Genomic DNA, 21,157 nt, shown 5'->3' with positions numbered 1-21,157 from the left:
GTGCATAGATTCCAAAGATTCTTCTTTCAGTGTTTAGTCATAATAAAAAGAGCCTTTTCAGGCTCTTTTAAGATAACTGGGTTGAGTGTCGTAGAATGAGCTCGGTTGCTATAACTGTTCGTTTGGAGACAGGGGCAGCTTCTTCAATCAAATTCATCGTTGTCTCTACAGCCAACTCGCCCATCCATTCTGTGTACACACGAATAGTCGATAACTCGGGACTCACATATTTCGCTACACTCACGTCATTAAATCCAATAATAGAAATATCTTCGGGCACACGCAATCCATGTTTTTGAACCGCTCGCATCGCACCGATTGCTAAAGCATCACTTGAAGCAAAAAAAGCAGTTGGGATTTCCTTTGCTTGTGCTAAAAAGTCACTCATCGCTTGATAGCCACCATCAATGGTAAATTTACCTTGCAAATGGAATTGCTCATCGTACAATTTTAGTTGATTCATTCGGATTTTAAAGGCACGAAAACGCGCATCTTCTAGTTGGTACTGACTATTTTTAGGGTATTCAACCCCTGATAAAATACCAATTTTTGTATGATTTTCTCTAATAAAATGGTCGATGACTAGTTCTATTGCCTGCTCAAAGTCAACAACAATGGAATCATGTCCGTAAATCGAACCATGTGTATCGACAAATAGCAGTGGACCTGAAAACTGTTCTAATTGGCGAATCTGTTCTTGACTAAATTTTCCTAACGCAATGGTGCCATCGGCTACGCTATCCGTTAGTTCGGACAACGTTTCTTTTACCAGACGTACTTGCAGTTCTTCGGCTTTTTTTTCGATACCTAAACGAATCGCTAAATAATATAAATCCTCAAGCTCTTCTTCTGTGTCATACCATTGAATAAACCGTAACACACGTTGCTCTCGTTTTTTTTGTTTGTGTTTCGTATAGTTCAACGCTTCAGCAACTTCGAATATTTTTTGTTTGGTTTCTTTTCCAACTGAAAGCTCAGGGTCATAATTTAATACGCGCGAAACGGTTGCAGGAGAAACACCTGCTTTTGTTGCAATGTCTTTGATTGTGGCGATGATTTCCCCCTCCTTGTCTTACAATGTCGCTGTAAAATCAGCAAATGCTGCTTGCCCTGTGGCATCACGCTTGAAGACACCTGCATCTTCTAAGACGCGTGCAAAAATGCGACCGACTTCTTGTTCAATTATTTGGTGCACAGATTCTGATGAAATAGTATAGTTTTGTTTGATTTGTTCTGCCCAAGGTTGATGATAAGTTGCCATTTCATGCGGCTGATCTAACAAGAATTTTTCAACTTCTTGTAATTCTTTTGCTAAACGTGGAGGCAATACGGCTAACCCCATCACTTCAATCAAGCCAATATTTTCTTTCTTAATATGATGGACATCTTGATGCGGATGGAAAATACCATCTGGATGTTCATCCGACACATTATTGTCTCTTAGTACTAAATCAAGTTCAAAAACACCTTCATTTTGACGAGCAATCGGTGTAATTGTGTGATGCGGTGTACCATCTTCCGAATAAGCACGAATCGACAATTCCGGTGCAGAATATTGTTGCCACTTCAAGCGAATCGCTTCTGCTGCTTCAACTAACACTTCTTTTTCCGTTGCTTGCAAGCGAATCACAGACATCGGCCATTTCACAACGCCTGCGTGCACATTTGGATAATCTGCTAGCGTAAAAGTCCGCTCAATCGGTGCTTTCGCCATCGCAAAGTCATGCTTGCCACCTTGATAATGATCATGTGATAAAATCGACCCGCCCACAATTGGTAAATCGGCATTAGAACCTACAAAGTAATGTGGCAACACTTCAACGATACGCAATAAGCGTTCAAAAGTTTTCTTTGCAATCTGCATAGGACGATGTTCTTCTGATAACACAATACAGTGTTCATTGTAATAAGCATAAGGCGAGTATTGAAAGCCCCATGCCTCGCCATCCAAATTCATACGAATAATCCGATGATTGGTTCGGGCAGGATAATTCACTCGGCCTTTGTAACCTTCATTTTCCATACATAACATACATTTTGGATAATCTGCTGAGACTGCTGTTCTTTCTGCTGCAATTTGTTTCGGATCTTTTTCTGGTTTTGATAAGTTAATTGTAATCTCAAAATCACCGTACTCTGTTGGTGCTAAAAAATAAATATTTTTGGCAATTGCACGTGTTTTGATATAATCATTATTTTTGCATAATTCAAAGAAATAATTGGTTGCTTCTTGAGGATTTTTTGCATAATGTTGTGCAAAAAAAGCATTCACAACTGAAGGTGGTGGTGTTAACAAGTCCATCAATTCACCTTCTAAAATTTCTGTTGCAGCTAATGTGTCATCAATCACGTGATTTCTTTTCGCACATGCGACTAGCTCATCTAGCACTGTCGTTGATGGGTCTGAAACCGGACGAACATCTGCTGACCTCCATTCTTCTTCACCAATCATGCCCAATACTCGATTTTGCAAATACACACGATCCATTTCCATCCAACCACCAGCAGCAATCGCTAACGTTACAAAATCAGTAATCGTTTGGCTTAACATACCTTCAGCTCCTATTCTGCATAACCTTTTGGATGGCTCACATGCCAATTCCAAGCTGTTTCGATAATTTTTTCAACTTCTGTATATTTTGGTTCCCAACCTAATACAGTTTTGGCTTTCTCACTGGATGCAACCAATGTACTTGGGTCACCGGCACGTCGAGGGGCAATTGCTGCGGGAATTTCTTTTTGTGTCACTTTGCGCGCAGCTTCTAACATTTCTTTAACAGAATAGCCGTTGTTACTACCTAAGTTAAAGACGTTACTTTCATTGCCTGCTTTCAAGTATTCCAAAGCTAAGATGTGAGCGGCAATTAAATCTTCCACATGGACATAATCTCGAATACATGTCCCATCCGGCGTATTGTAGTCGTCACCAAAAATCGCTAGCTCTTTACGTTGGCCTAACGCTACTTGCAAGATAATTGGCACTAAATGTGTTTCTGGCGTATGGTCTTCCCCAATACTTGCATCTGATTTCGCACCGGCAACATTGAAGTAACGCAATGCCACGTATTTCATGTCATATGCATTGTCACACCACTTCATCATTTTTTCCATCATTAATTTGCTTTCACCATAAGGATTTTTTGGATTCGTTGGCGTTGTTTCGGTAATTGGACTGACTTCTGGTTCACCATAGGTAGCGGCCGTTGAAGAAAAGACAATATGTTTTACTTCATATTCATTCATCACTTCTAACAATACTTGCATTCCATATACATTGTTATTGAAGTAAACAAGAGGTTTTTCGACCGATTCACCGACTAATGAGCTTGCGGCAAAATGGATGACGCCTTCAATGGTCTCTTTTTCAAAAACACTTGAAACAAACGCTTTATCACGCACATCTCCTTCATAAAAACGGGCATTCGGATGTACGGCTGCACGATGTCCCGTTAACAAGTTGTCAATGACTACCACATCGTATCCTTTATGAATTAACTGATCGACTGCGTGAGAACCAATATATCCCGCGCCTCCTAAAACTAAAATAGACATGTCTTTATATCCTCGCTTTCTTTTTCTCTTTCTATTTTAAAGCTTTCTTGCACCATCATCAATACTTGCTTGATAGATATCGGTGGCATACCCTATTTTTTCTAAATAGGTGGCAGAAACTTCCTTGACAAAGTCCTCCCAGCCTTCCTTACGAACTAAAGCAATTGCACAACCCCCAAAACCAGCACCTGTCATCCGGGCACCTAAAGTACTCGGGTGTTGTTGCGCTGCAGTAACTAGCGTATCTAATTCTTGACCTGTTACTTCATAATCTTCTTTCAGTGATTGATGAGAAGCATTCAATAATTGACCAAATAAGGGTAAATCTCCTGCTTCTAAAGCAGCTTTGGCTTTCAAGGTACGCTGGTTTTCAGTTACGGCATGTTTTGCTCGTTTAATTAGAACCTCTTCATCAATTAGTGAAGAATTGGCATAGAAGGTCGCTTCATCTAAGTCCCCTAACGTATTGATAGATAGTTTTGTTTGTAATCGACGCAAGGCTTCCTCACATTCACTTCGACGTTCATTGTATTTTGAATCTGCTAGTTCACGGCGTTTATTGGTATTCATAATTGCAATCACATACTCACCAAATGAGGCTGGTACCACTTCATACGACAACGTATTTGTATCCAATAGTAATGCCTGATCTTTTTTTCCCATACCAACAGCAAATTGATCCATAATCCCTGAATTTACCCCGATAAATTCATTTTCTACTTTTTTGCCAATTTTCACTAAGTCTAATCGATTCAATTTTAATTTATATAAATCTTCTAAAATAACACCAGTTAATAATTCAATCGATGCAGAGGATGATAGACCAGCACCATTTGGAATATTGCCATAAAAAACAATACTTAAACCAGTGGAAATCTCATATCCAGCTTCAATCAAATAACATATCATGCCTTTTGGATAATTTGCCCAATCATCTTTTTTGTCATACGTTAACTCAGCTAATGAAAAAGAAATCACGCCTTTTTCTGGAAAATTAGCAGAATATACCTGAACGACATCATCTTCTCTCTTCGCTGCAACACCGTATGTTCCTAAAGTAATAGCTGCTGGAAAAACATTTCCACCATTGTAATCCGTATGCTCACCAATTAAATTAATACGTCCAGGCGCAAAGTATTCACCAGTTGGCATCGTTCCAAAACGTTCTTCAAAAATCTGTTCTAAATTCTCCATCTACTTTCTCCTTTTTTATTTAGTAAATAAACTATAAAACATTTACTAAATTTTTTCAAATGTTTTATTAAGCGTTTTTATAGTTTTTGCTTTTCAAAACTTCTTCTTTCCTTCATAATAGAGATAAGATGAAGGAATTGAGGTGAAGGAACAATGAAAAAATTTGTCACAGGTTTCGTTGTCGGCTCATTAGCAACAACTGCTGCAACAATCGGTTTGCTTGCAACAATCAAAAAGCAAGTCATTGATCCCATCGATGAAAAAGAAGCGATGATTGATGAGAAACGTCGCCAAGCACATCGTAAAAGTTTCGCAAGATAATAAAAAAGCCGAGAGATTTTTTTAATCTCTCGGCTTTTCATTAACCATTTTTCTTTTTAGTTTTACCATCCCAGCCATCATAGCCCTCTTTTAAGATATAAATATCTGTATAGCCTTGTTTACGTAATTTGTTCGCTGCACGAACACTTAATGTTTTTGTACCATCATACAGATATACTGGTTGATCTTTACGAATTGCGCTAATTGATGTATCAAATAATGTATAAGGAATGCTACGAGCACCTAAAATATGCCCACCGTCGAATTCATTTTTCTCACGAACATCGATTACTTGGGCTTTTCTCATCCCTTCACGAAATTCTTCTTTTGTAATGATGGTAGCAGAACGCTTGCCCATCACGTAGTAATATAACCAATTTAGACCCATAGCAATTAAAATAATTGCTAAAATAATTGTGACTGTTGTTAAAAGATTCATGCTTATTCTACCTTCCTATTTTGCTTGTAGCGCCAATGAAGCAGCACCGATAACTCCTGCATCATTGCCTAATTGTGCTAATTTAATTTTTGTACTTTCTTTTACTTGTGGGAATGTAAACTGCTCGAAGTAAGCTTCCACGCGGCTACGCAAGAATTCACCAGCTGCAGATACGCCACCACCTAAGACAATACTTGATGGATTCAATGTATTTCCTAAATTTCCACATGCTAAACCTAAATAGAAACACACTTTATCTACTACCATTAATGCAAATGGATCACCTTGCTCTGCCAAGACAAAGACATCTTTGCTAGTAATGGCTTGCCCGTCATCTAAACGTTTTTTTAATTCAGATTCACCCGCAAATTCTTCAGACAATTGACGTGCTACACGTACCACACCTGTCGCACTCGAAACAGTTTCTAAACAACCGATCTTCCCACAAGTACATTCAAACCCATGTGGATCGACAGTCACGTGCCCAATTTCACCTGCGCAGCCAGCAACACCATGTAGCAATTGGCCCTCCATAATGATACCACCGCCAACACCTGTTCCTAGAGTAACAAAGACCACGTCCGGTGCATTCTCACCCGCACCTTTCCAACGTTCACCTAATGCTGCCACATTCGCATCATTATCTAACGTAAATGGAATGCCTGTACCAGCTTCAATTTGTTCACGAACTGGTTGTAATGTTTTCCAGTTTAAATTATAGGCTCCGATAACTGTCCCTTTGTCACGATCGACGCTACCTGGTGTCCCCATGCCAATACCAATAAAGTCTTCTGGCTTCATTTCATATAAACTTAAACGATGATTAATCGATTCAATAATTTCTGGAACAATATGTGCACCCTCATCTAAAATATTTGTTTCAATACTCCATTTTTGTTGTACTTCACCATCTTTTGTTAAAATCGCAAATTTAACAGTTGTTCCACCTAAATCAATCCCAATAATTTTTTTGTCTTCCATACTACAAGTCCTCCCTGCTTTCTTCAATCCGATGTTCACGGGTTAAGATATTCCGAGCTTTTAAATACGTTGGTTGGTCAATTACTCGCGCGTCAAATAATTTCTTTAGCTCAATCATCATCAACTCAATATCATAAATCCGTTTTCCCACATAGATGTAAAGTCCAAATTGTTTAAATAATTGTTGTACATCATACAAAGTTTCCATAAAGACACTTCCTAAACATTATACAAGTATTTGATATTTTTTGAAACCCAAAATACAACTTAAAATCAAGCTTATTACACCAACGTTTTTAGCATATTTTTATAAGTACCATATCAAACTTAAATCCCAGTGTTCTGTTACGTATATCAACTAGATGATTATATCACAAGTCGATAAATTCCATCTGTTTAAAAAAAGAAAAACACTTAATATTCCTACAACATGCCATATTTTTTGAAGCCATAAAACAGACAAAAGACAATCAAAAAGGCGAAAATCATCCCTGAAATAATTCGTACATGAATCGAATAGGCACGACTATTTTTCGGTATCCCAAAGATATTTCCTAGCAAAGCGCCTCCAAGGAAACCACCAATATGTCCAAATATGTCAATCGATTGATCAAAAAAACCAAAGATTAAGCTCATACCAACAAATAATGCAAATTGGCGGACCATTGCTTGAATGGCTAGATTGTTCTTAAAATGAATACCTAGAATCACAAAAGCACCGAATAATCCAAACAATGACGTGCTTGAACCAGCTGATTGCACCCCCATCTGATTGAAGGCAAAACTTAAAGCATTCCCTGCTAACCCACTCAATAGATAAATAAATAAAAAGCGTGTGTGCCCGTAAATGGCCTCAACTTGTTGCCCCATAAAATACAGAACAACGGAATTTACCGCAAAATGCATTAAACTATAATGGATAAAAATCGGAGTCAAAAACCGCCAATATTCATGATTATAAACGACTAGTGGACCAAACATCGCCCCCCGAAATTCAAGTTGCAATTGCGGAAGTAAAAATGCTAGTAAAAATACTGCTGTTTGAATGGTTAAAAATAAGTATGTTAAAAAAGGGCCATTTGACCATCTTTTAATAGTTTGGTTCATGGGTCTTCCTCCCTTTTGCATAATCTGTGTAAATACGTGCAATTGGTCGATCAAAAGTAAAAGGCTCCCAATCATCATTTAACTGTTCCGAAAATACCAAACTACATGTGTTCCCTTCAAAATCTGCTAAGTATCGGTCATAAAAACCACCACCAAAACCAATTCGATACCCTTGACTAGAAAAAACAATTCCTGGAACTAACAACAAATCAATTTCTTCTTTGGTTACAAATAAATTACTCACAGGTTCTTCAACACCAAAAGTCGTTTTTCGATAGGCTGTATACTCATCCACTTCATAAAAAGCCAATTGATGTCCTGGCAATGACTTTGGTACCGTGACTATTTTGCCTTCTGCCAATCCACGCGCAATAATAGGCTGCGTATCAAACTCAAATTCAGTCGAACGAACAACCCCAATACTTTTTGCATTTTTCCATAATTGCGACGCAAAAAAGAGCGTCAAAATTGTTGCTTCTTTTTGTTTTTTCTTTTTTGTATTCTCTGCCAACTTCTTTAATATCGCTATTCCTTGTTGACGTAGCTCATCTTTTTCCAATTGATTCACGCTCCTTGCCAAAAATTAACTATACCTTCTTATTCTAACATGTAACCTTTCCTTCGCCTATTAAAAATCTAATTTCTATCGTCAAGTAAAACTACTTAACAAAAATTGTGAAAAAGGCTAGATTTCTGTGCATAAACATGATATTATAGTTTGGTCTGAGAAATGTCTTAGAGGATTCTTGATATATGGGAGGGAAAACACATGCGCGTAAACATTACATTAGAATGCACATCTTGTAAAGAACGTAACTACTTAACAAGCAAAAGCAAACGTAACACTCCAGATCGTTTGGAAAAACAAAAATATTGCCCACGTGAAAGAAAAGTTACTTTGCACCGCGAAACTAAATAATCGTTCAAATCAAACGCTAAACTCCTTGGTATACTTGGATTTAGCGTTTTTATTTTGTCTTTTTACAAACAAAAAAGCCTTTCTTTACATCATGTAAAAAAAGCACTTCTTTTCTCTTATTTTTTCACTTTAGTTGAACTACCTGTTTCATAATTAATGGTATACCCATCTTGAACATTATAGATAAAAACATTAAAATGCCAATCTGGGTCTTCTATACTCTGCGCTTCCATTTGTACCCCTCGAGGAACAAGCTCTGCTTCTCTAAAATAAGGTGTCACACGATAACGAACATGGTTGGAGGTTTCTTTTAAATACGTTGCAACCTGCTCTTCATATTTTGTCATCGCTAACTGGTTCATTTGTTGTGTACCTGTAAATAAATTTTGCCAATTATCATTTTCGCCTGTTAAACGAAACGCAATCAGATGAGAACGATTATACAGCCATTTGCCATCAGGTAACTTCTTTTGCTTCCAGCCTGTTGGATAGACATTAGATATATCACCCCGTTCTGTTTTCGGAGCCATACTCCTATGCAACAAAGCATTTGCCTGACCCACACGGTTTAAGGAATCCAAAGGTTGGAAGGTCTGCCATGTTTTTCCACCCTTTAAGTCGTCTGCGGTGAAGGTTGGGCGATTATTATTAATTGTCACAATGGAATGTTCACCATCATAATCAGGTAATTCTTCTAACTCACCATAATCAATTGGTTTCTCTGTATCAAACATCTCAATCAATGTACTTAAATCAGACCAATCTACTTTTGAAAGATCCACCTGACCAGCAGTTGCAGTAAAGAGAACCAATGCAACTAAACTATATAATAGTGCTTTCCCTTTATTTGTTGATTGTTTTTTCTTCCTTGGCATTTCTGTCTCACTTTCATTCTATTTTTTCAGAAAAGAAACGAGAAGTCCTAAAAGGAATTCTCGTTAGAAATTTTTATTCAAAATGCTCTGCATATAAGTCTTCTACCGTATTTTCTGGGTCGATGACAATGTATAAACTTTTTGTTTTTTCGCTAACTTTTGTTGATTGATAAACATTGTCTAAGCCCTCAGTAGTTTTATCTTTGTAAGGGAAATAAACCAAATCAGGTTCACCGTGTTGATATAAAATTTCCATACGCTCAATATCTTCATATTTTAACGCACGAGCAAACATACCTAGTTCTAACCCTCCTAAGTTGATATCATGCGTCGCTACGTGATCTCCTTCTTGGAAAATCTCGATTTTGAATGCTTCGCAAGGGTGGATTTCTACAATCTCACTACCTTTGATACGACCAAAACTTGTTGTAATTTGTTTAATCCATAAATCACCAATATAACGACGATCAATCGTCCAAGTTTCCCCATTACGGAAAAGGAATTTTAACGCTTTCATTTGTCTAGTCATGTTAAACTCTCCTCACATAGAAATTTGATATGTTTTACAAAGTAAGTGTAACATAACATTTGTCTTACGTAAATAAGAGACCCTGTCAGGAAACATATTTCCTACAGAACCTCTTGTTTGTTTAAATAAATTGTTGTGCAAATACCAATAATTGTGACTGCTGGTTAGAAATTTCCCCTGCCACTACCGCCTGTTCACACGCAGATAAGGTATCCTTCAACCATTTCCCAGGCTTTTTATCAAAGTGTTCCATCAAAATCGTTCCATTGATTGCTAAATCTTGTAGTGAATGAATTGGTAGTTGAAGATAATCTTCTTGTACCGTTGAAACATCAGCAGTTAGGTTAAAATACGGCAACAAGGATTCTACTAAAACGGCTTGATACTCACCTAATTCATAAAGCAATTGTTTAGAAAAATAACTCGTTTTGCGTTGTTGCAATCCCTCATACACATTTTGAACTGTTCGTATTAATTCATTGGAACATTTCCATGCTTTCAAGAATGTACGAATACTATTGGACTCAATTTGTAATTGATCCAATAACAATACCCATGCATGTGCTTCTTCATGAATTTGTTTTTCCGATAACTCCGCAAACTTCAACAGCCCTTGTCCAGCATTTCTTAGCATAGGACAATAGAGATAGCACTCTGTTTCTACGAACATCTTTAATCCTTGGTTACGATATTTCCCTAAAAGCAATTTAATAAATTCAATATTGATACGTTCAACCGAAATTTTCGCTAACAATGCATGATTTTCATAAATAGAAGCAAAGGTTTCTTCCTCTAGTTCAAACCCTAACTGACTAACAAAACGTAGCCCGCGCATCATTCTCAAGGCATCCTCATGAAAACGTTCGTGAGGATTGCCAACTGCACGTAGTACTTGATTCGTTAAATCTTGCAAGCCATCAAATAAATCAATAACCTCTCCGTCTTCTTTCAGCGCAAAAGCATTAATTGTAAAATCACGACGCTTTAAATCTTCCGCCAGTGAACGGACAAACTCAACATGGTCAGGACGTCGGTAATCTTGATATGTCGACTCTGTTCGAAAAGTGGTAATTTCATACTTATCATCGCCATCAAGTACCAAAACAGTCCCATGCTCAATTCCGACATCAATAGTACGCGGAAAAATCTCTTTAATTTCTGCCGGAAATGCACTCGTTGCAATATCTACATCATGAATCGGTTGATTAAGTAACACATCACGAACACTTCCTCCTACAAAGTACGCCTCATACCCAGCTTGCTCAATTTTTTTTAAAATTGGTAATGCATTTTGATACTCCTGAGGAATTGTTTTTAATTTCATCTACTCACACCCTGACTCATCATTCTCTTTTGTCTTTCCATCATTTCGTTCAAATCGATAGCGATCACGATGATTAAATTTAGACATATTCTTTTCAAAGACCTCTGTTAAATCAATATCTAACGAATTGGCCATAATCATCGTAACAAATAGGACATCTCCCAATTCCTCAGCAACCGTATTGGCTGCCTCAGTGGATTTCTTTGGTTTTTCGCCATAATAATGATTGACTTCCCGAGCCAATTCGCCAACTTCTTCTGTCAAACGAGCCATTTGAGACAACGGTCCAAAGTAACCGGCTTTAAATTGTTGAATATAAGCATCTACCTCTTCTTGCATTGATGCTAATGAACGTTCGTTATTCAATACAATCACTCCTCAGTGTTAATTTGTTGGTTTAACTTTTAAAATATATGGTTTCATTTCTATAGTTATTGTTTGTCGAGATGTATATAATAGCGTGGTGTTTTAACGTATATTTATTATTTACTCACAGCAATTATCGCCATGGTGCGTTGGGTATTCGATTTATGAGTTTTTAAAGAGTGCGACTAACTAAGATCAATTGTTAGCAACTTTCTCTATCTTTTTTATTACAATCCATATGCTCATAAAACATATAACTATGTCTATGAACATTCATTGTCATATTTTAATCTATGCACTCATATAGAGTGCAACAGCAATGGAAAAAGTACCAGAAGGGATTGATACACGATTTCAATCCATGCACTCATAAAGAGTGCAATACTATTATTGCATTTGCGATAATAGTATAACATATTTTAATCCATGCACTCATATAGAGTGCAACACAGACCGTCCTAACATTTCTATTTCAGATTTTGTATTTCAATCCATGCACTCATAAAGAGTGCAACGGTTGACCTCAAGAAACTATTGGAATCCAATCAAGATTTCAATCCATGCACTCATAAAGAGTGCAACGCGGAGTAACAGCTTATGGCTCAATTGGTGGGACTATTTCAATCCATGCACTTATAAAGAGTGCAACTTTATGCATGATGGATTAAGAAAATATAAGTTTAAATTTCAATCCATGCACTCATAAAGAGTGCAACAAACAGATAAAGGTTATCAAGCATATTTTGTGCTAATTTCAATCCATGCACTCATATAGAGTGCAACAAACAAACCCTGTTCATGGATCGGCTTATTGGGGGATTTCAATCCATGCACTCATATAGAGTGCAACAAAATTGCCAGTACCTTTAGTTATGTTACTAGATATTTCAATCCATGCACTCATATAGAGTGCAACATATCTAACCCTGAGATACGAGAGCAGGCACAAAAATTTCAATCCATGCACTCATATAGAGTGCAACTTTAGGATAGACAAGGAGCGTGGAGCGAGTGAGTATTTCAATCCATGCACTCATATAGAGTGCAACTTTAAAAAATTGGCTTGCTTATCCCACGCATATTATTTCAATCCATGCACTCATATAGAGTGCAACGATGGATACATGGAACAACAGTGTATTTGAATCCAATTTCAATCCATGCACTCATATAGAGTGCAACCACAGATGCTGCAACATTAGAGAAGTTATCCCAAATTTCAATCCATGCACTCATATAGAGTGCAACGGCGATTATAAGAAAAACAAGCCGAAAACGACTTGTTTTTGATGAGAATCGCCCAAATATATCTGATTAATTTAAAAAAATAGATATGTTCGTATTTGTTTTCCTCATCGTTTTTTAATTTTAATAGATTTTTACGGTGCGAATCTCCTAGGGATTTTATGGGAGCATAGAATTCGCACTAAAAAATTAATGGAGCTTCAATATCTAAAGATTCTTTCGCTCCTATGTGTTCCACTTTTGATTTATAGTTGTTCCCCAATCGATAAAATCGTAAGCTGTCATGTGCATTATCGATTAACTTTATCAATTCATTTTTCATAACTTCATATTGTGCTGCATCAACAACACATTCAAAAACAGAGTTCTGAACTCTTTGTCCATAGTTTTGGCAGACTTTAGAGACTTTTCGCAATCTTTTTTGACCACCAATACTTGATGTACTGACATCATACGTTACTAATACTAACAAAATGAATCACCTACTTCCAAAAGAATGGTGGAAATGCGTCTAAATCACCACGTAAATATCTTGCAAGAAGTAATGCCTGTGAATAAGGGACCAGCCCCCAGCTAATTTTCTCGCCTAGATAGGGGTGCGTAATTTTTTCTTGCTTTTTTTGTTGCCAATTTTGGATAAATTTGCGTTTACCATCATCCGTCATAGTTACGGCATTGTTTTCTTTTGTAAGAAAGTCGTCTTTCGTCATTACCTTTTTATTAATGAGAGACAGCACAAATCGATCCGCATAAACGCCACGCAAATCTTCCATTACATCCAACGCCAAAGAAACTCTACCTGGGCGATCGCGATGCAAGAAACCAACATATGCATCTAAACCAACGGTCTCCAAAGCTGAAGCAACATCATTTGCTAATAACGTATAGGCAAATGACAGCATCGCATTTACATTATCCTTTGGTGGTCTACGTGTTCGTCCGTAAAAATAAAAGTCGTCTTTTTGTTGTAAAATCAACTCATTAAACAAACTGTTGTACATGACTGCAGCTTGTCCCTCTAACCCTCGAAGTTCATCCAAATCTTCACATGATTGAATTGCTGGTAACGTCTCTCCTAAGTTTTTTGAAACGAGTTTAAAGCGTTCCAAATCAATGCGTAAACCATGGTCTCTTGTTGTTCGTTCAAGCATCCAACGATTGTTATATACTTTTCCTAAAATAAAATTACGAGCAATTTTTACCGACCGATGCTCATCATCTGAGACTCGGTATTGTTCCTTACGCAGCGTCACATTTCCTTGACTACTTCCAATAACCCGAGCTCTAAAACGACCATTTTGATCCAAAAAAGTAATAGAAATATTTCTCTTGGCACAATAGCCCATCAGGGATGGACTTGCACCAGTGTAGCCAAATGTCACAATAGATTCGACATTGTGGGAAGGAACTCTTCCCACAATCGAATTTTCATGCTTTAACACAATATTATCACCATCAAGAGAAAGATAATGATCAGGATTCGTTACAAACAAAGTATTTATCAATCTTCTCATTCACTCAACCTCTTCTCAATATATCGATTGACAGATTCTTTCGTCATTAATCGTGGCAAACAAATATCTTGCAACGAACAACTCTTACACCACTTACCAGTTTTTACTTTTGGTGTGTGCCTTTTTTGATATAAATCTTGCATTTTTGAAATCGCAGTTCGCACTTCCCTACGTAAATCATCCGTAATAAGAATTGTTTCTCGGTGCTTCACTTCATTATAAAACAGGTAGCCTTTCTCAATCGTACAAACTAGCATCTCTTCTAAACACATTGCTTGTGCAACTAATTGTAAAATATCTGAATGATTGGTTTTAGGTTTACCCCGTTTGTATTCTACAGGATAGATATGGAATTTATCTCCCAATTGCGGAATTTCCACACCGGCACTGTCTTTAACAAATTCTACTACATCGCAAATACCAGTAATTCCTAATTCATGGGACTGCACATGCATCGCACGGGAAACAATTTTATCCCCTCTTTTTTCTTTCATGAAAGGTTGATCCGCATTCCGATGTAAATGTTGTCCCTGAACAGTTCGCAGATTTTCTTCCCACTGTTGCTCAATATGAATAAGCGCCCATTGCCGTGGACAGAACTCATAGTGTTGAATCCCTGAAATCATCAGATAGTCATCTGTTTTATAGTCCATAATTACAGTCCTTCAAGAAATTCCACATGCAGCCCTTTTTCTTCATACTCACTCAATTTCTCTGAATCTAATGTGATTTTATAGTCAGAATAACCAATTTCGTTATCTGGATTTGGCTGTTCCCATTGTAATAAATCACGAATTTTTGCACTAGAGACATTTCCTAACTTGTTTGAGTGAGTACACCAAAATAATTCTTTTAGTGCCATCGAACCTTCTGGTCGAGCAGAGGACGAATCATTTTCAAATAAAGTTAATAGTGACTCTTTTAAAACGTCTAAATCTTTTTCATCAAACCCTGTCTTCTCGGAAAAATAAACATTTACAGAACCATAAAAAACATATACACCATATTCGATAAAATGCTTGCTACCCATAGTGTCTGAGGAACGTCCAGAAGCTCCTTTAGCCTCCATACTATTAGAACTCCGTGTAATTTGTAAGGTCGTTGTCGCTACAGTTTCCAAAGATTTCGCCATACTAATAGAAACTGGACCACGAATACCGATTGAACGCTTGTCATAGGTAATCACTTGACCAAAAGTTCTCACATCTAACCATTTTTGATTAAATTCTTTCTCAACTTTTTCATCAGAATCTTTTGAATTAAAAACACTCTCATAGCGTTTCTGTAAAGAAGTAAAGTTATCATCGCTACGATCTCGTGATTTTACAAAAATTTCGTACCCTTGATCTTGCATCCGATTACGAATTTTCCGTTTAATTGCCACATCACTAATCAATCCAAAACCTTTTGAGTCCGTTCTAGGCATATTTCCTGCTAACGGATCACCATTAGGGTTAGCATTTCTTACTTCAATTGTTGCAATAAAATCCACTTTCTTTGTTATCATCTTTTATTCCTCACTTTCATTTTTTTCAGATTTTGTAAAAATAAATTGTATTTCTGCATAATAACCAAAAATAAATCGATAATCTAACGGCTTATTAGCTTCATTTTCTTTTGTTAGATATACTGATAAAGCATTAATAATCTCTATTTTTTCATTTTCTAGTTTATAAAACATTCCTGGTTTTGAATTTACTAAACTCTTTTCATAGACTTTAGTTTTTTGAATCAATGTTGCCATTGTCGAAGCTGGATGACTAGTATATGAAGTCCAAAATTTCTGAGCGTTCGTCACACGTTTGTTTTCCTTTTGTTTGTTCTCTTTTTCAGGTGTCGTCATGTATGTTAATGCTTCTAATTGGTCTAATACAGCTAACAGTCGTCCAAATAAATATGACCGATCTTGGTACTGTCTGTCTAACATGAATGGTATCTCCTCTCTATAATGACTAAACAGTGCTAGTGTTGTAAATTGAATTTGATTCCACGTTTTAGGATAATTTAATCGCTTGCGAATATTCATAGCAAGTGCTGTTAAAATATTGGCAGGTACTGACTGCCCATCTAATAATCGAATAACTAAGTTTTGAAATTGATCTTTTTTAAAGTTATCATTATCCAGTTCCAATTTCCCATTTCGTTCTACACCATATGCAGCTAAAACAATTTGAGAAATTGACGGTGTAATTGGTGACGTCTTCCCTAAATTTTTATAATACACATTCCAAGAATACTTGTTATGCCATTTTTCTAAATTGGTTTGTAATTGAGAAACTTTTAATTCTTTAAAATACTTTAAAGAGATTCGACCATTACTAGCCTTATCTATAATAGCAACATAATAATCAGAGTCTTTATCATATAGTTTTCTACCACTGATAAAAGAGTCACCTACTTTTTTATTTGCTTGAGAAACGCTTGGAATCGCCCATTCACTTTGATTATCTCCAAAATCGAAAAATATAGGTAATGTAATATCAACTTCTTCTGTATTAGCAATATCTTTACTAAACCAATTAATTAGATATTGCTGACCACCTAACCACCTTCGGCTATTCTTATTTTCCAATAAATATTTCAACATCAAATGTATTTTTTCTGATGTTCGATAACCAATTTGGATAATATCTGATCCTGTTTGAAATCTGCCTTTGTAAGTTTCAATATGATTACTCACAGAGATAAGTTTTGCATTTCCCATTAATCCTCTATGTTTAGTCGTTAGTTGTTGCTCTTCCTTACCAATGTTACACAATACTGTGTTCGTTGCTTGTGATTCAACATATTTTATATAATCGTTATGCAATGCAACATATTCAGTAACACTAACAGTCTTATAACCTGTAAAGTCTGCGATTGCAAATGTCAGAAAAATTTTGGATAAATCAATTTTTTTGACTTTGTCTCCTTCCTTCTCGACATACTGTACTTCCAAACCTTTTCTCGTGTACTCAATCATTTTATTTTTATACATGCTGTTCAATAAGTCATCCACAAAATTTTCTTGGTATATAAAATTTTTAATTATTTCAAGATAACTTTTAACCTCACTGTTACCTACTGCATGATACCAATTATTAAATTCTGTTCGATATAGGTCATTCATTTCTTTATTTTCAGGTAACATATAACTTATTTTATCTACTAAAGGATGACTAGGAGGGTTTTTCCCTGAACGTGCAACAGAATCATTTGTAACAGGAAAAACAATTACCTCATCAGCCGATAAATATTCAACGTCCAATATTTGACTGTTTTTTGTCAATGTCACTTGAATAATATCATTTCCTCTAGACTTCATACTGGTATGATAAATCGGTAATAAAATTGTATTATCATCATCGTGTTTATCGACCTTGTCGTTTTTCAACGAATCATTATATGAATTATATAATGCCGTTAGAAAATCCATGTAATCACCTCATTTCCATTTGTTGATATTCCTTCAATTCGTCGTCTACAGGTTTTATTTCCTCAGGTCGTTTAAATTTATAGTTGGAAAGCTCATTAACAATTTCACACTTTTCACGTGGACCAAATGTAATAATACCGCCTTTCATAACTGTATCTTTAAAATAACTTTTCAATGGTTCATTTGAATCCGTCGGATACTCAAATTCTTGAAACATAATCCCCAAAGAAATAACCTGTCCGTCATAACAACTTTTTGCTTGAATATATTCTTCTTTGGTAATATATTCTGCAGTTGCTACACACTCTCTTGTCCCAATAAACACATCCCTTCGTCCACCTTTTTTAATCGACCTTTCCATAATTGCTTCATGTTTTTTAGCATTACGATCATAGACTAAATCCGGTCTATTCTCATCCCATTCCATATGAAATCGAATAAGATATTCAACATCAACTAAATAAGATACATAATTTAAATCAGCTTTCATGTTTCCTAACAATGCTCTTGTTCCGATAACTTCTGTCTGTATTGGATTGATTACTTTTACTTCAGTAACAATATTTTTGAATGTCGGTTTAAAATAAAGTGCATCTACAATTCCCGTTAAACATTGTTTAGTAGGAGTGGAATAAGAATATTTTTCCCCACCACCTTTAGATGACGGATTGCTAATCAATCCGTAGTCACCTTTTATCCTTACAAAAAACTCTCTTTGTTTAGCCAATTCTCTCATCCTCTCTATTTTTTCATTTAATAAATGAACCCTTCGATTGATTCATGTGCCCCCATATCTTCAGTGTACAAAGTTTCTTGTAATATCTGGATACGACCATCTAGCCGTTTATCGATACTTTTATCCAAGCTATCATTTTTTTGCATATTAATTGTGTATGGTTGAAGTTCTTTAGAGAGCTTTTGAATGGTATTCAAATCTTTTATTTGATAACTTTTTTCAAATCGACTCACTACTTCAATTAGCTCTTCCACTTTGCCTTTATTTTCACTATAATATACAATCACGCTATTCGTATCACTTTGAATAAGATTCATTAATGTTCCAGCACTTTTAAAAGATTGTCTTAAGCAAAAACGTTGATCCACTGGAGCATCCTTATTTAATGAAAGTAGTTCATAAACTGTTGGTTCGTCTGCTTGTTTCGGATAATTAAACTCTGCAGGTTTACTATTTGTATAATACCTTTCAAAAAATTCATTATTTAATGTCATAATATCAATTGGTGAGTCTAGTTTCTTAATAATTTGTTCCGTAATTTTCTTTTTCTTTCTGATTGATTTAAGCCTTGTTAAATTTTCTTGTTCTGGATGTACATTAACTAATTGAACAGTCCCTGATTCTAAATTCCCTTCACGGTTACAACGACCATTGGCTTGTACAATGGAATCAATTCCAGCGTATGAACGAATCACTCGATTAAAATCCAAGTCTACACCCGCTTCAATTAGTTGAGTGCTAATACATATCACTGGTTCATCAGCGAGCTTCTCTTTAATCGTTTTGATAATATCTAATCGATGCTGCGCGCACATATTAGTTGAGAGATGGTAACATAATCGTTGGTCCTTTTCCTTTAACAACTTATATAAATTTTTGACTGCAGATTTCGTATTCAAAATAATTAAAATTGATTCTTCTGAATAATTAGTAACTTCCTGAGCAATTTCTTCAAGTGAAATTATTGAATTATCTTCATCAAATTTATAAACTGTTGTACGTTTAAAAATTTGTCGTTCTTCAGCTGTTAATTGAACAATATCTGTCTCCTCTCCATTAATACCTCCATATTGAATTTTATGAGGAATATTGTCTGAGTTATAAACAGGTTGTGTTGCTGTGCATAAAACAACATTCACCTTCATTACTTTATTCAAAAAGTTGAGTGTTAAATTAAACAGCGTCATTACGTCGATGGGCAAAGATTGTACCTCATCCAATATGATTGTACTGTTAATCAAATTAGAGAAACGTCGGATATTGCTCGCTTTAGTTTTAAAGAACGTTTGAAACATTTGAACCATTGTGCTTAAAACTATTGGGCTATCCCATGAATCTACTAAATACTCTTTCATTGCTTCTTTTTTCTCATCACCTATATCATTTTCATTTTTCAAATCTTCTTCTGACTCCACAACATTGGAATGATGCTCTAGAACTCCTTCTGCTTCACTCTGATTTCCTACCGTAGCTTTAATCTCATGTGCATTTTGCTCAAGTACTGATAAGTAAGCAGTAATATAAATAAATCGTTTCTTTTTTTGATGCACCATTTGATGAAAGCCATAGCGCATGCTCAAATTTGTCTTCCCTGCACCTGTTGGTAAATCCAAACGATAGATACCATTGGAATCATTCATTCCTCTTGTTTTCACGAAATCTGCTATTTTTGTACGTACTACATTAATAGGTTTAGTCGGATTTTGAAAGTTTTTATAAACTTCTTCGATAGATGCTTTATAACTTTCTGCCAACTCTTCATATCTTGCTGTAAGCATTGGATTAACAATTATTTCATATGCATTAACAGTATCTAGAATATCAGCATTTTTTAATAGCGATAGATACAACCGCACAATTAGCGTTCGATAATAAGCATCCTCAGAATCATCCTTACTATCTAATTTCTCCCAGAGCCCAACATATTCGTTAAACGCTTTCAAAACAAGTTGTTCAAAAGAAAGATGATATTTTTCATACAGCTCTTTTTCGAGTTGTTGTGCAAATGGTAAAACGTCTTCTTCATAGTTATATTTTTTGTCTTCATTGTAAAAAAGACGCTCACATAGCTTATTATAGCCAAAATTTTTAGGGACATATTCTTCATCGTCTGTTTGTCGGATTATTGGAATGTCATATACACCATGATGCGCTGAAATCACATACGCGATGATTTCACAAAATGAATTACAGTATTTTCTATTGGCTCCTTTAATTCTATTTTTAAGTAAATGAGCAATTTTTAAATAAAGATAGATTGCCCCAGCAGAAGTATGGTTCACTTTCAAAGAAGGATCTTTTAAAATTTTTCTTTGAAAAAGGCGATCACTCTTACCTAAATCGTGGTATAAACCAATGAGGAAAAGAATGTACCCCTGATTAATTTCTTTTCCTGCTTCAGAAGATTTATCTGCTACATTGAACAAATGCACTAGCAATAATTGAGATTGTTTTGTATCTTGATTATAATGAGCATACATATTTTATAACCTATTTTCTATATTGTGTTTTTAAAAAAATTCTTGATATAAATGTAAACGAATTCAAACGCTTTGTCAATAAAAAAATATAAAATTATTGGAACATAAAAAAAGACCTTCAAAATTCAGATTAAACATCCAAATTTCGAAGGTCATTTCT

At 35.7% G+C, this 21,157-nt stretch carries 22 protein-coding genes and 1 CRISPR repeat array; of the genes, 2 read left to right on the top strand and 20 right to left on the bottom strand.

The annotated features are described in order from the left end of the window. Positions 1-67: 67 nt before the first annotated feature. Genes BAU17_RS13945 through BAU17_RS13930 form a run of 4 tightly spaced genes read right to left on the bottom strand, consistent with a single transcriptional unit; the run spans position 68 to position 4,746 of the window. Positions 68-1,054 carry a LacI family DNA-binding transcriptional regulator gene (locus BAU17_RS13945; RefSeq protein WP_161903454.1) on the bottom strand — a complete coding sequence of 329 codons (987 nt, stop codon included), beginning with the start codon at positions 1,052-1,054 and terminating at the stop codon, positions 68-70. An 18-nt stretch (positions 1,055-1,072) separates the two neighbouring features. Continuing rightward, positions 1,073-2,551, bottom strand: coding sequence for a UDP-glucose--hexose-1-phosphate uridylyltransferase (galT, locus tag BAU17_RS13940; RefSeq protein ID WP_161903429.1), 1,479 nt, complete (start codon positions 2,549-2,551; stop codon positions 1,073-1,075). Positions 2,552-2,562: 11 nt separating this feature from the next. Beyond that, positions 2,563-3,552 (bottom strand): UDP-glucose 4-epimerase GalE, encoded by a 990-nt coding sequence (gene galE, locus BAU17_RS13935; protein WP_161903428.1) that lies wholly within the window; start codon positions 3,550-3,552, stop codon positions 2,563-2,565. 36 nt (positions 3,553-3,588) lie between these two features. After that, a complete protein-coding gene (locus tag BAU17_RS13930) occupies positions 3,589-4,746 on the bottom strand; it encodes a galactokinase (RefSeq protein WP_161903427.1) in 1,158 nt (385 codons plus the stop codon). A gap of 153 nt (positions 4,747-4,899) precedes the next feature. Here BAU17_RS13930 and BAU17_RS13925 point away from each other — a divergent pair, with 153 nt between their 5' ends. Beyond that, positions 4,900-5,067 (top strand): DUF3042 family protein, encoded by a 168-nt coding sequence (locus BAU17_RS13925; protein WP_161903426.1) that lies wholly within the window; start codon positions 4,900-4,902, stop codon positions 5,065-5,067. Between the two features lie 40 nt (positions 5,068-5,107). On the opposite strand, the gene BAU17_RS13920 is transcribed toward BAU17_RS13925, so the two are convergent. The 5 genes from BAU17_RS13920 to BAU17_RS13900 all read right to left on the bottom strand — a co-directional run bounded on the left by BAU17_RS13920 (position 5,108) and on the right by BAU17_RS13900 (position 8,162). Beyond that, positions 5,108-5,506, bottom strand: a complete 399-nt coding sequence (locus BAU17_RS13920) for a rhodanese-like domain-containing protein (RefSeq protein ID WP_161903425.1) — start codon at positions 5,504-5,506, stop codon at positions 5,108-5,110. Positions 5,507-5,521: 15 nt separating this feature from the next. After that, positions 5,522-6,487, bottom strand: a complete 966-nt coding sequence (locus BAU17_RS13915) for an ROK family glucokinase (protein ID WP_161903424.1) — start codon at positions 6,485-6,487, stop codon at positions 5,522-5,524. Between the two features lies 1 nt (position 6,488). Beyond that, entirely contained in the window at positions 6,489-6,695 is a 207-nt protein-coding gene (locus tag BAU17_RS13910) for a YqgQ family protein (RefSeq protein ID WP_161903423.1), read from the bottom strand. 215 nt (positions 6,696-6,910) lie between these two features. Then, on the bottom strand, positions 6,911-7,594 hold the full coding sequence (locus tag BAU17_RS13905) for a rhomboid family intramembrane serine protease (RefSeq protein ID WP_161903422.1): 684 nt from the start codon (positions 7,592-7,594) through the stop codon (positions 6,911-6,913). Continuing rightward, the gene (locus BAU17_RS13900; protein ID WP_202622340.1) at positions 7,578-8,162 is read right to left on the bottom strand and encodes a 5-formyltetrahydrofolate cyclo-ligase; all 585 of its coding nucleotides are present in this window, start codon (positions 8,160-8,162) and stop codon (positions 7,578-7,580) included. Before BAU17_RS13900 ends, BAU17_RS13905 begins: the two co-directional genes overlap by 17 nt. Positions 8,163-8,363: 201 nt before the next feature. Between BAU17_RS13900 and rpmG the strand changes: the two genes are divergently transcribed. Next, complete coding sequence (gene rpmG / locus BAU17_RS13895) at positions 8,364-8,513, top strand: 50S ribosomal protein L33 (protein ID WP_161903421.1); 150 nt, start codon at positions 8,364-8,366, stop codon at positions 8,511-8,513. Positions 8,514-8,629: 116 nt separating this feature from the next. On the opposite strand, the gene BAU17_RS13890 is transcribed toward rpmG, so the two are convergent. From BAU17_RS13890 to cas3, 11 genes are all read right to left on the bottom strand, one after another. Next, positions 8,630-9,388 (bottom strand): DNA/RNA non-specific endonuclease, encoded by a 759-nt coding sequence (locus tag BAU17_RS13890; RefSeq protein ID WP_161903420.1) that lies wholly within the window; start codon positions 9,386-9,388, stop codon positions 8,630-8,632. Positions 9,389-9,461: 73 nt separating this feature from the next. After that, entirely contained in the window at positions 9,462-9,917 is a 456-nt protein-coding gene (locus BAU17_RS13885; RefSeq protein ID WP_161903419.1) for a hypothetical protein, read from the bottom strand. Between the two features lie 121 nt (positions 9,918-10,038). After that, positions 10,039-11,241, bottom strand: a complete 1,203-nt coding sequence (locus BAU17_RS13880) for a CCA tRNA nucleotidyltransferase (protein ID WP_161903418.1) — start codon at positions 11,239-11,241, stop codon at positions 10,039-10,041. Then, positions 11,242-11,607, bottom strand: a complete 366-nt coding sequence (locus BAU17_RS13875; protein ID WP_161903417.1) for a nucleotide pyrophosphohydrolase — start codon at positions 11,605-11,607, stop codon at positions 11,242-11,244. Positions 11,608-11,890: 283 nt separating this feature from the next. After that, positions 11,891-12,855: a CRISPR direct-repeat array (repeat unit 32 nt; unit sequence ATTTCAATCCATGCACTCATATAGAGTGCAAC). 178 nt (positions 12,856-13,033) lie between these two features. Continuing rightward, a complete protein-coding gene (gene cas2 / locus BAU17_RS13870; protein ID WP_161903416.1) occupies positions 13,034-13,324 on the bottom strand; it encodes a CRISPR-associated endonuclease Cas2 in 291 nt (96 codons plus the stop codon). A gap of 10 nt (positions 13,325-13,334) precedes the next feature. Next, the gene (cas1c, locus tag BAU17_RS13865) at positions 13,335-14,366 is read right to left on the bottom strand and encodes a type I-C CRISPR-associated endonuclease Cas1c (protein ID WP_161903415.1); all 1,032 of its coding nucleotides are present in this window, start codon (positions 14,364-14,366) and stop codon (positions 13,335-13,337) included. Continuing rightward, the gene (gene cas4, locus BAU17_RS13860; protein WP_161903414.1) at positions 14,363-15,019 is read right to left on the bottom strand and encodes a CRISPR-associated protein Cas4; all 657 of its coding nucleotides are present in this window, start codon (positions 15,017-15,019) and stop codon (positions 14,363-14,365) included. Before cas4 ends, cas1c begins: the two co-directional genes overlap by 4 nt. Positions 15,020-15,021: 2 nt before the next feature. Beyond that, on the bottom strand, positions 15,022-15,873 hold the full coding sequence (gene cas7c / locus BAU17_RS13855; protein ID WP_161903413.1) for a type I-C CRISPR-associated protein Cas7/Csd2: 852 nt from the start codon (positions 15,871-15,873) through the stop codon (positions 15,022-15,024). 3 nt (positions 15,874-15,876) lie between these two features. Then, positions 15,877-17,781 carry a type I-C CRISPR-associated protein Cas8c/Csd1 gene (gene cas8c / locus BAU17_RS13850; RefSeq protein WP_161903412.1) on the bottom strand — a complete coding sequence of 635 codons (1,905 nt, stop codon included), beginning with the start codon at positions 17,779-17,781 and terminating at the stop codon, positions 15,877-15,879. Positions 17,782-17,785: 4 nt separating this feature from the next. Beyond that, a complete protein-coding gene (gene cas5c, locus BAU17_RS13845; protein WP_161903411.1) occupies positions 17,786-18,508 on the bottom strand; it encodes a type I-C CRISPR-associated protein Cas5c in 723 nt (240 codons plus the stop codon). A gap of 26 nt (positions 18,509-18,534) precedes the next feature. After that, complete coding sequence (gene cas3 / locus BAU17_RS13840) at positions 18,535-20,997, bottom strand: CRISPR-associated helicase Cas3' (RefSeq protein WP_161903410.1); 2,463 nt, start codon at positions 20,995-20,997, stop codon at positions 18,535-18,537. Between the last annotated feature and the right edge of the window lie 160 nt (positions 20,998-21,157).

The sequence above is a fragment of the Candidatus Enterococcus willemsii genome (assembly GCF_009933335.1).
In the GTDB taxonomy this organism is placed as follows: domain Bacteria; phylum Bacillota; class Bacilli; order Lactobacillales; family Enterococcaceae; genus Enterococcus_F; species Enterococcus_F willemsii.
The sequence above is the reverse complement of the archived record's forward strand: the minus strand, read 5'-3'. Positions and strand labels throughout refer to the sequence as shown.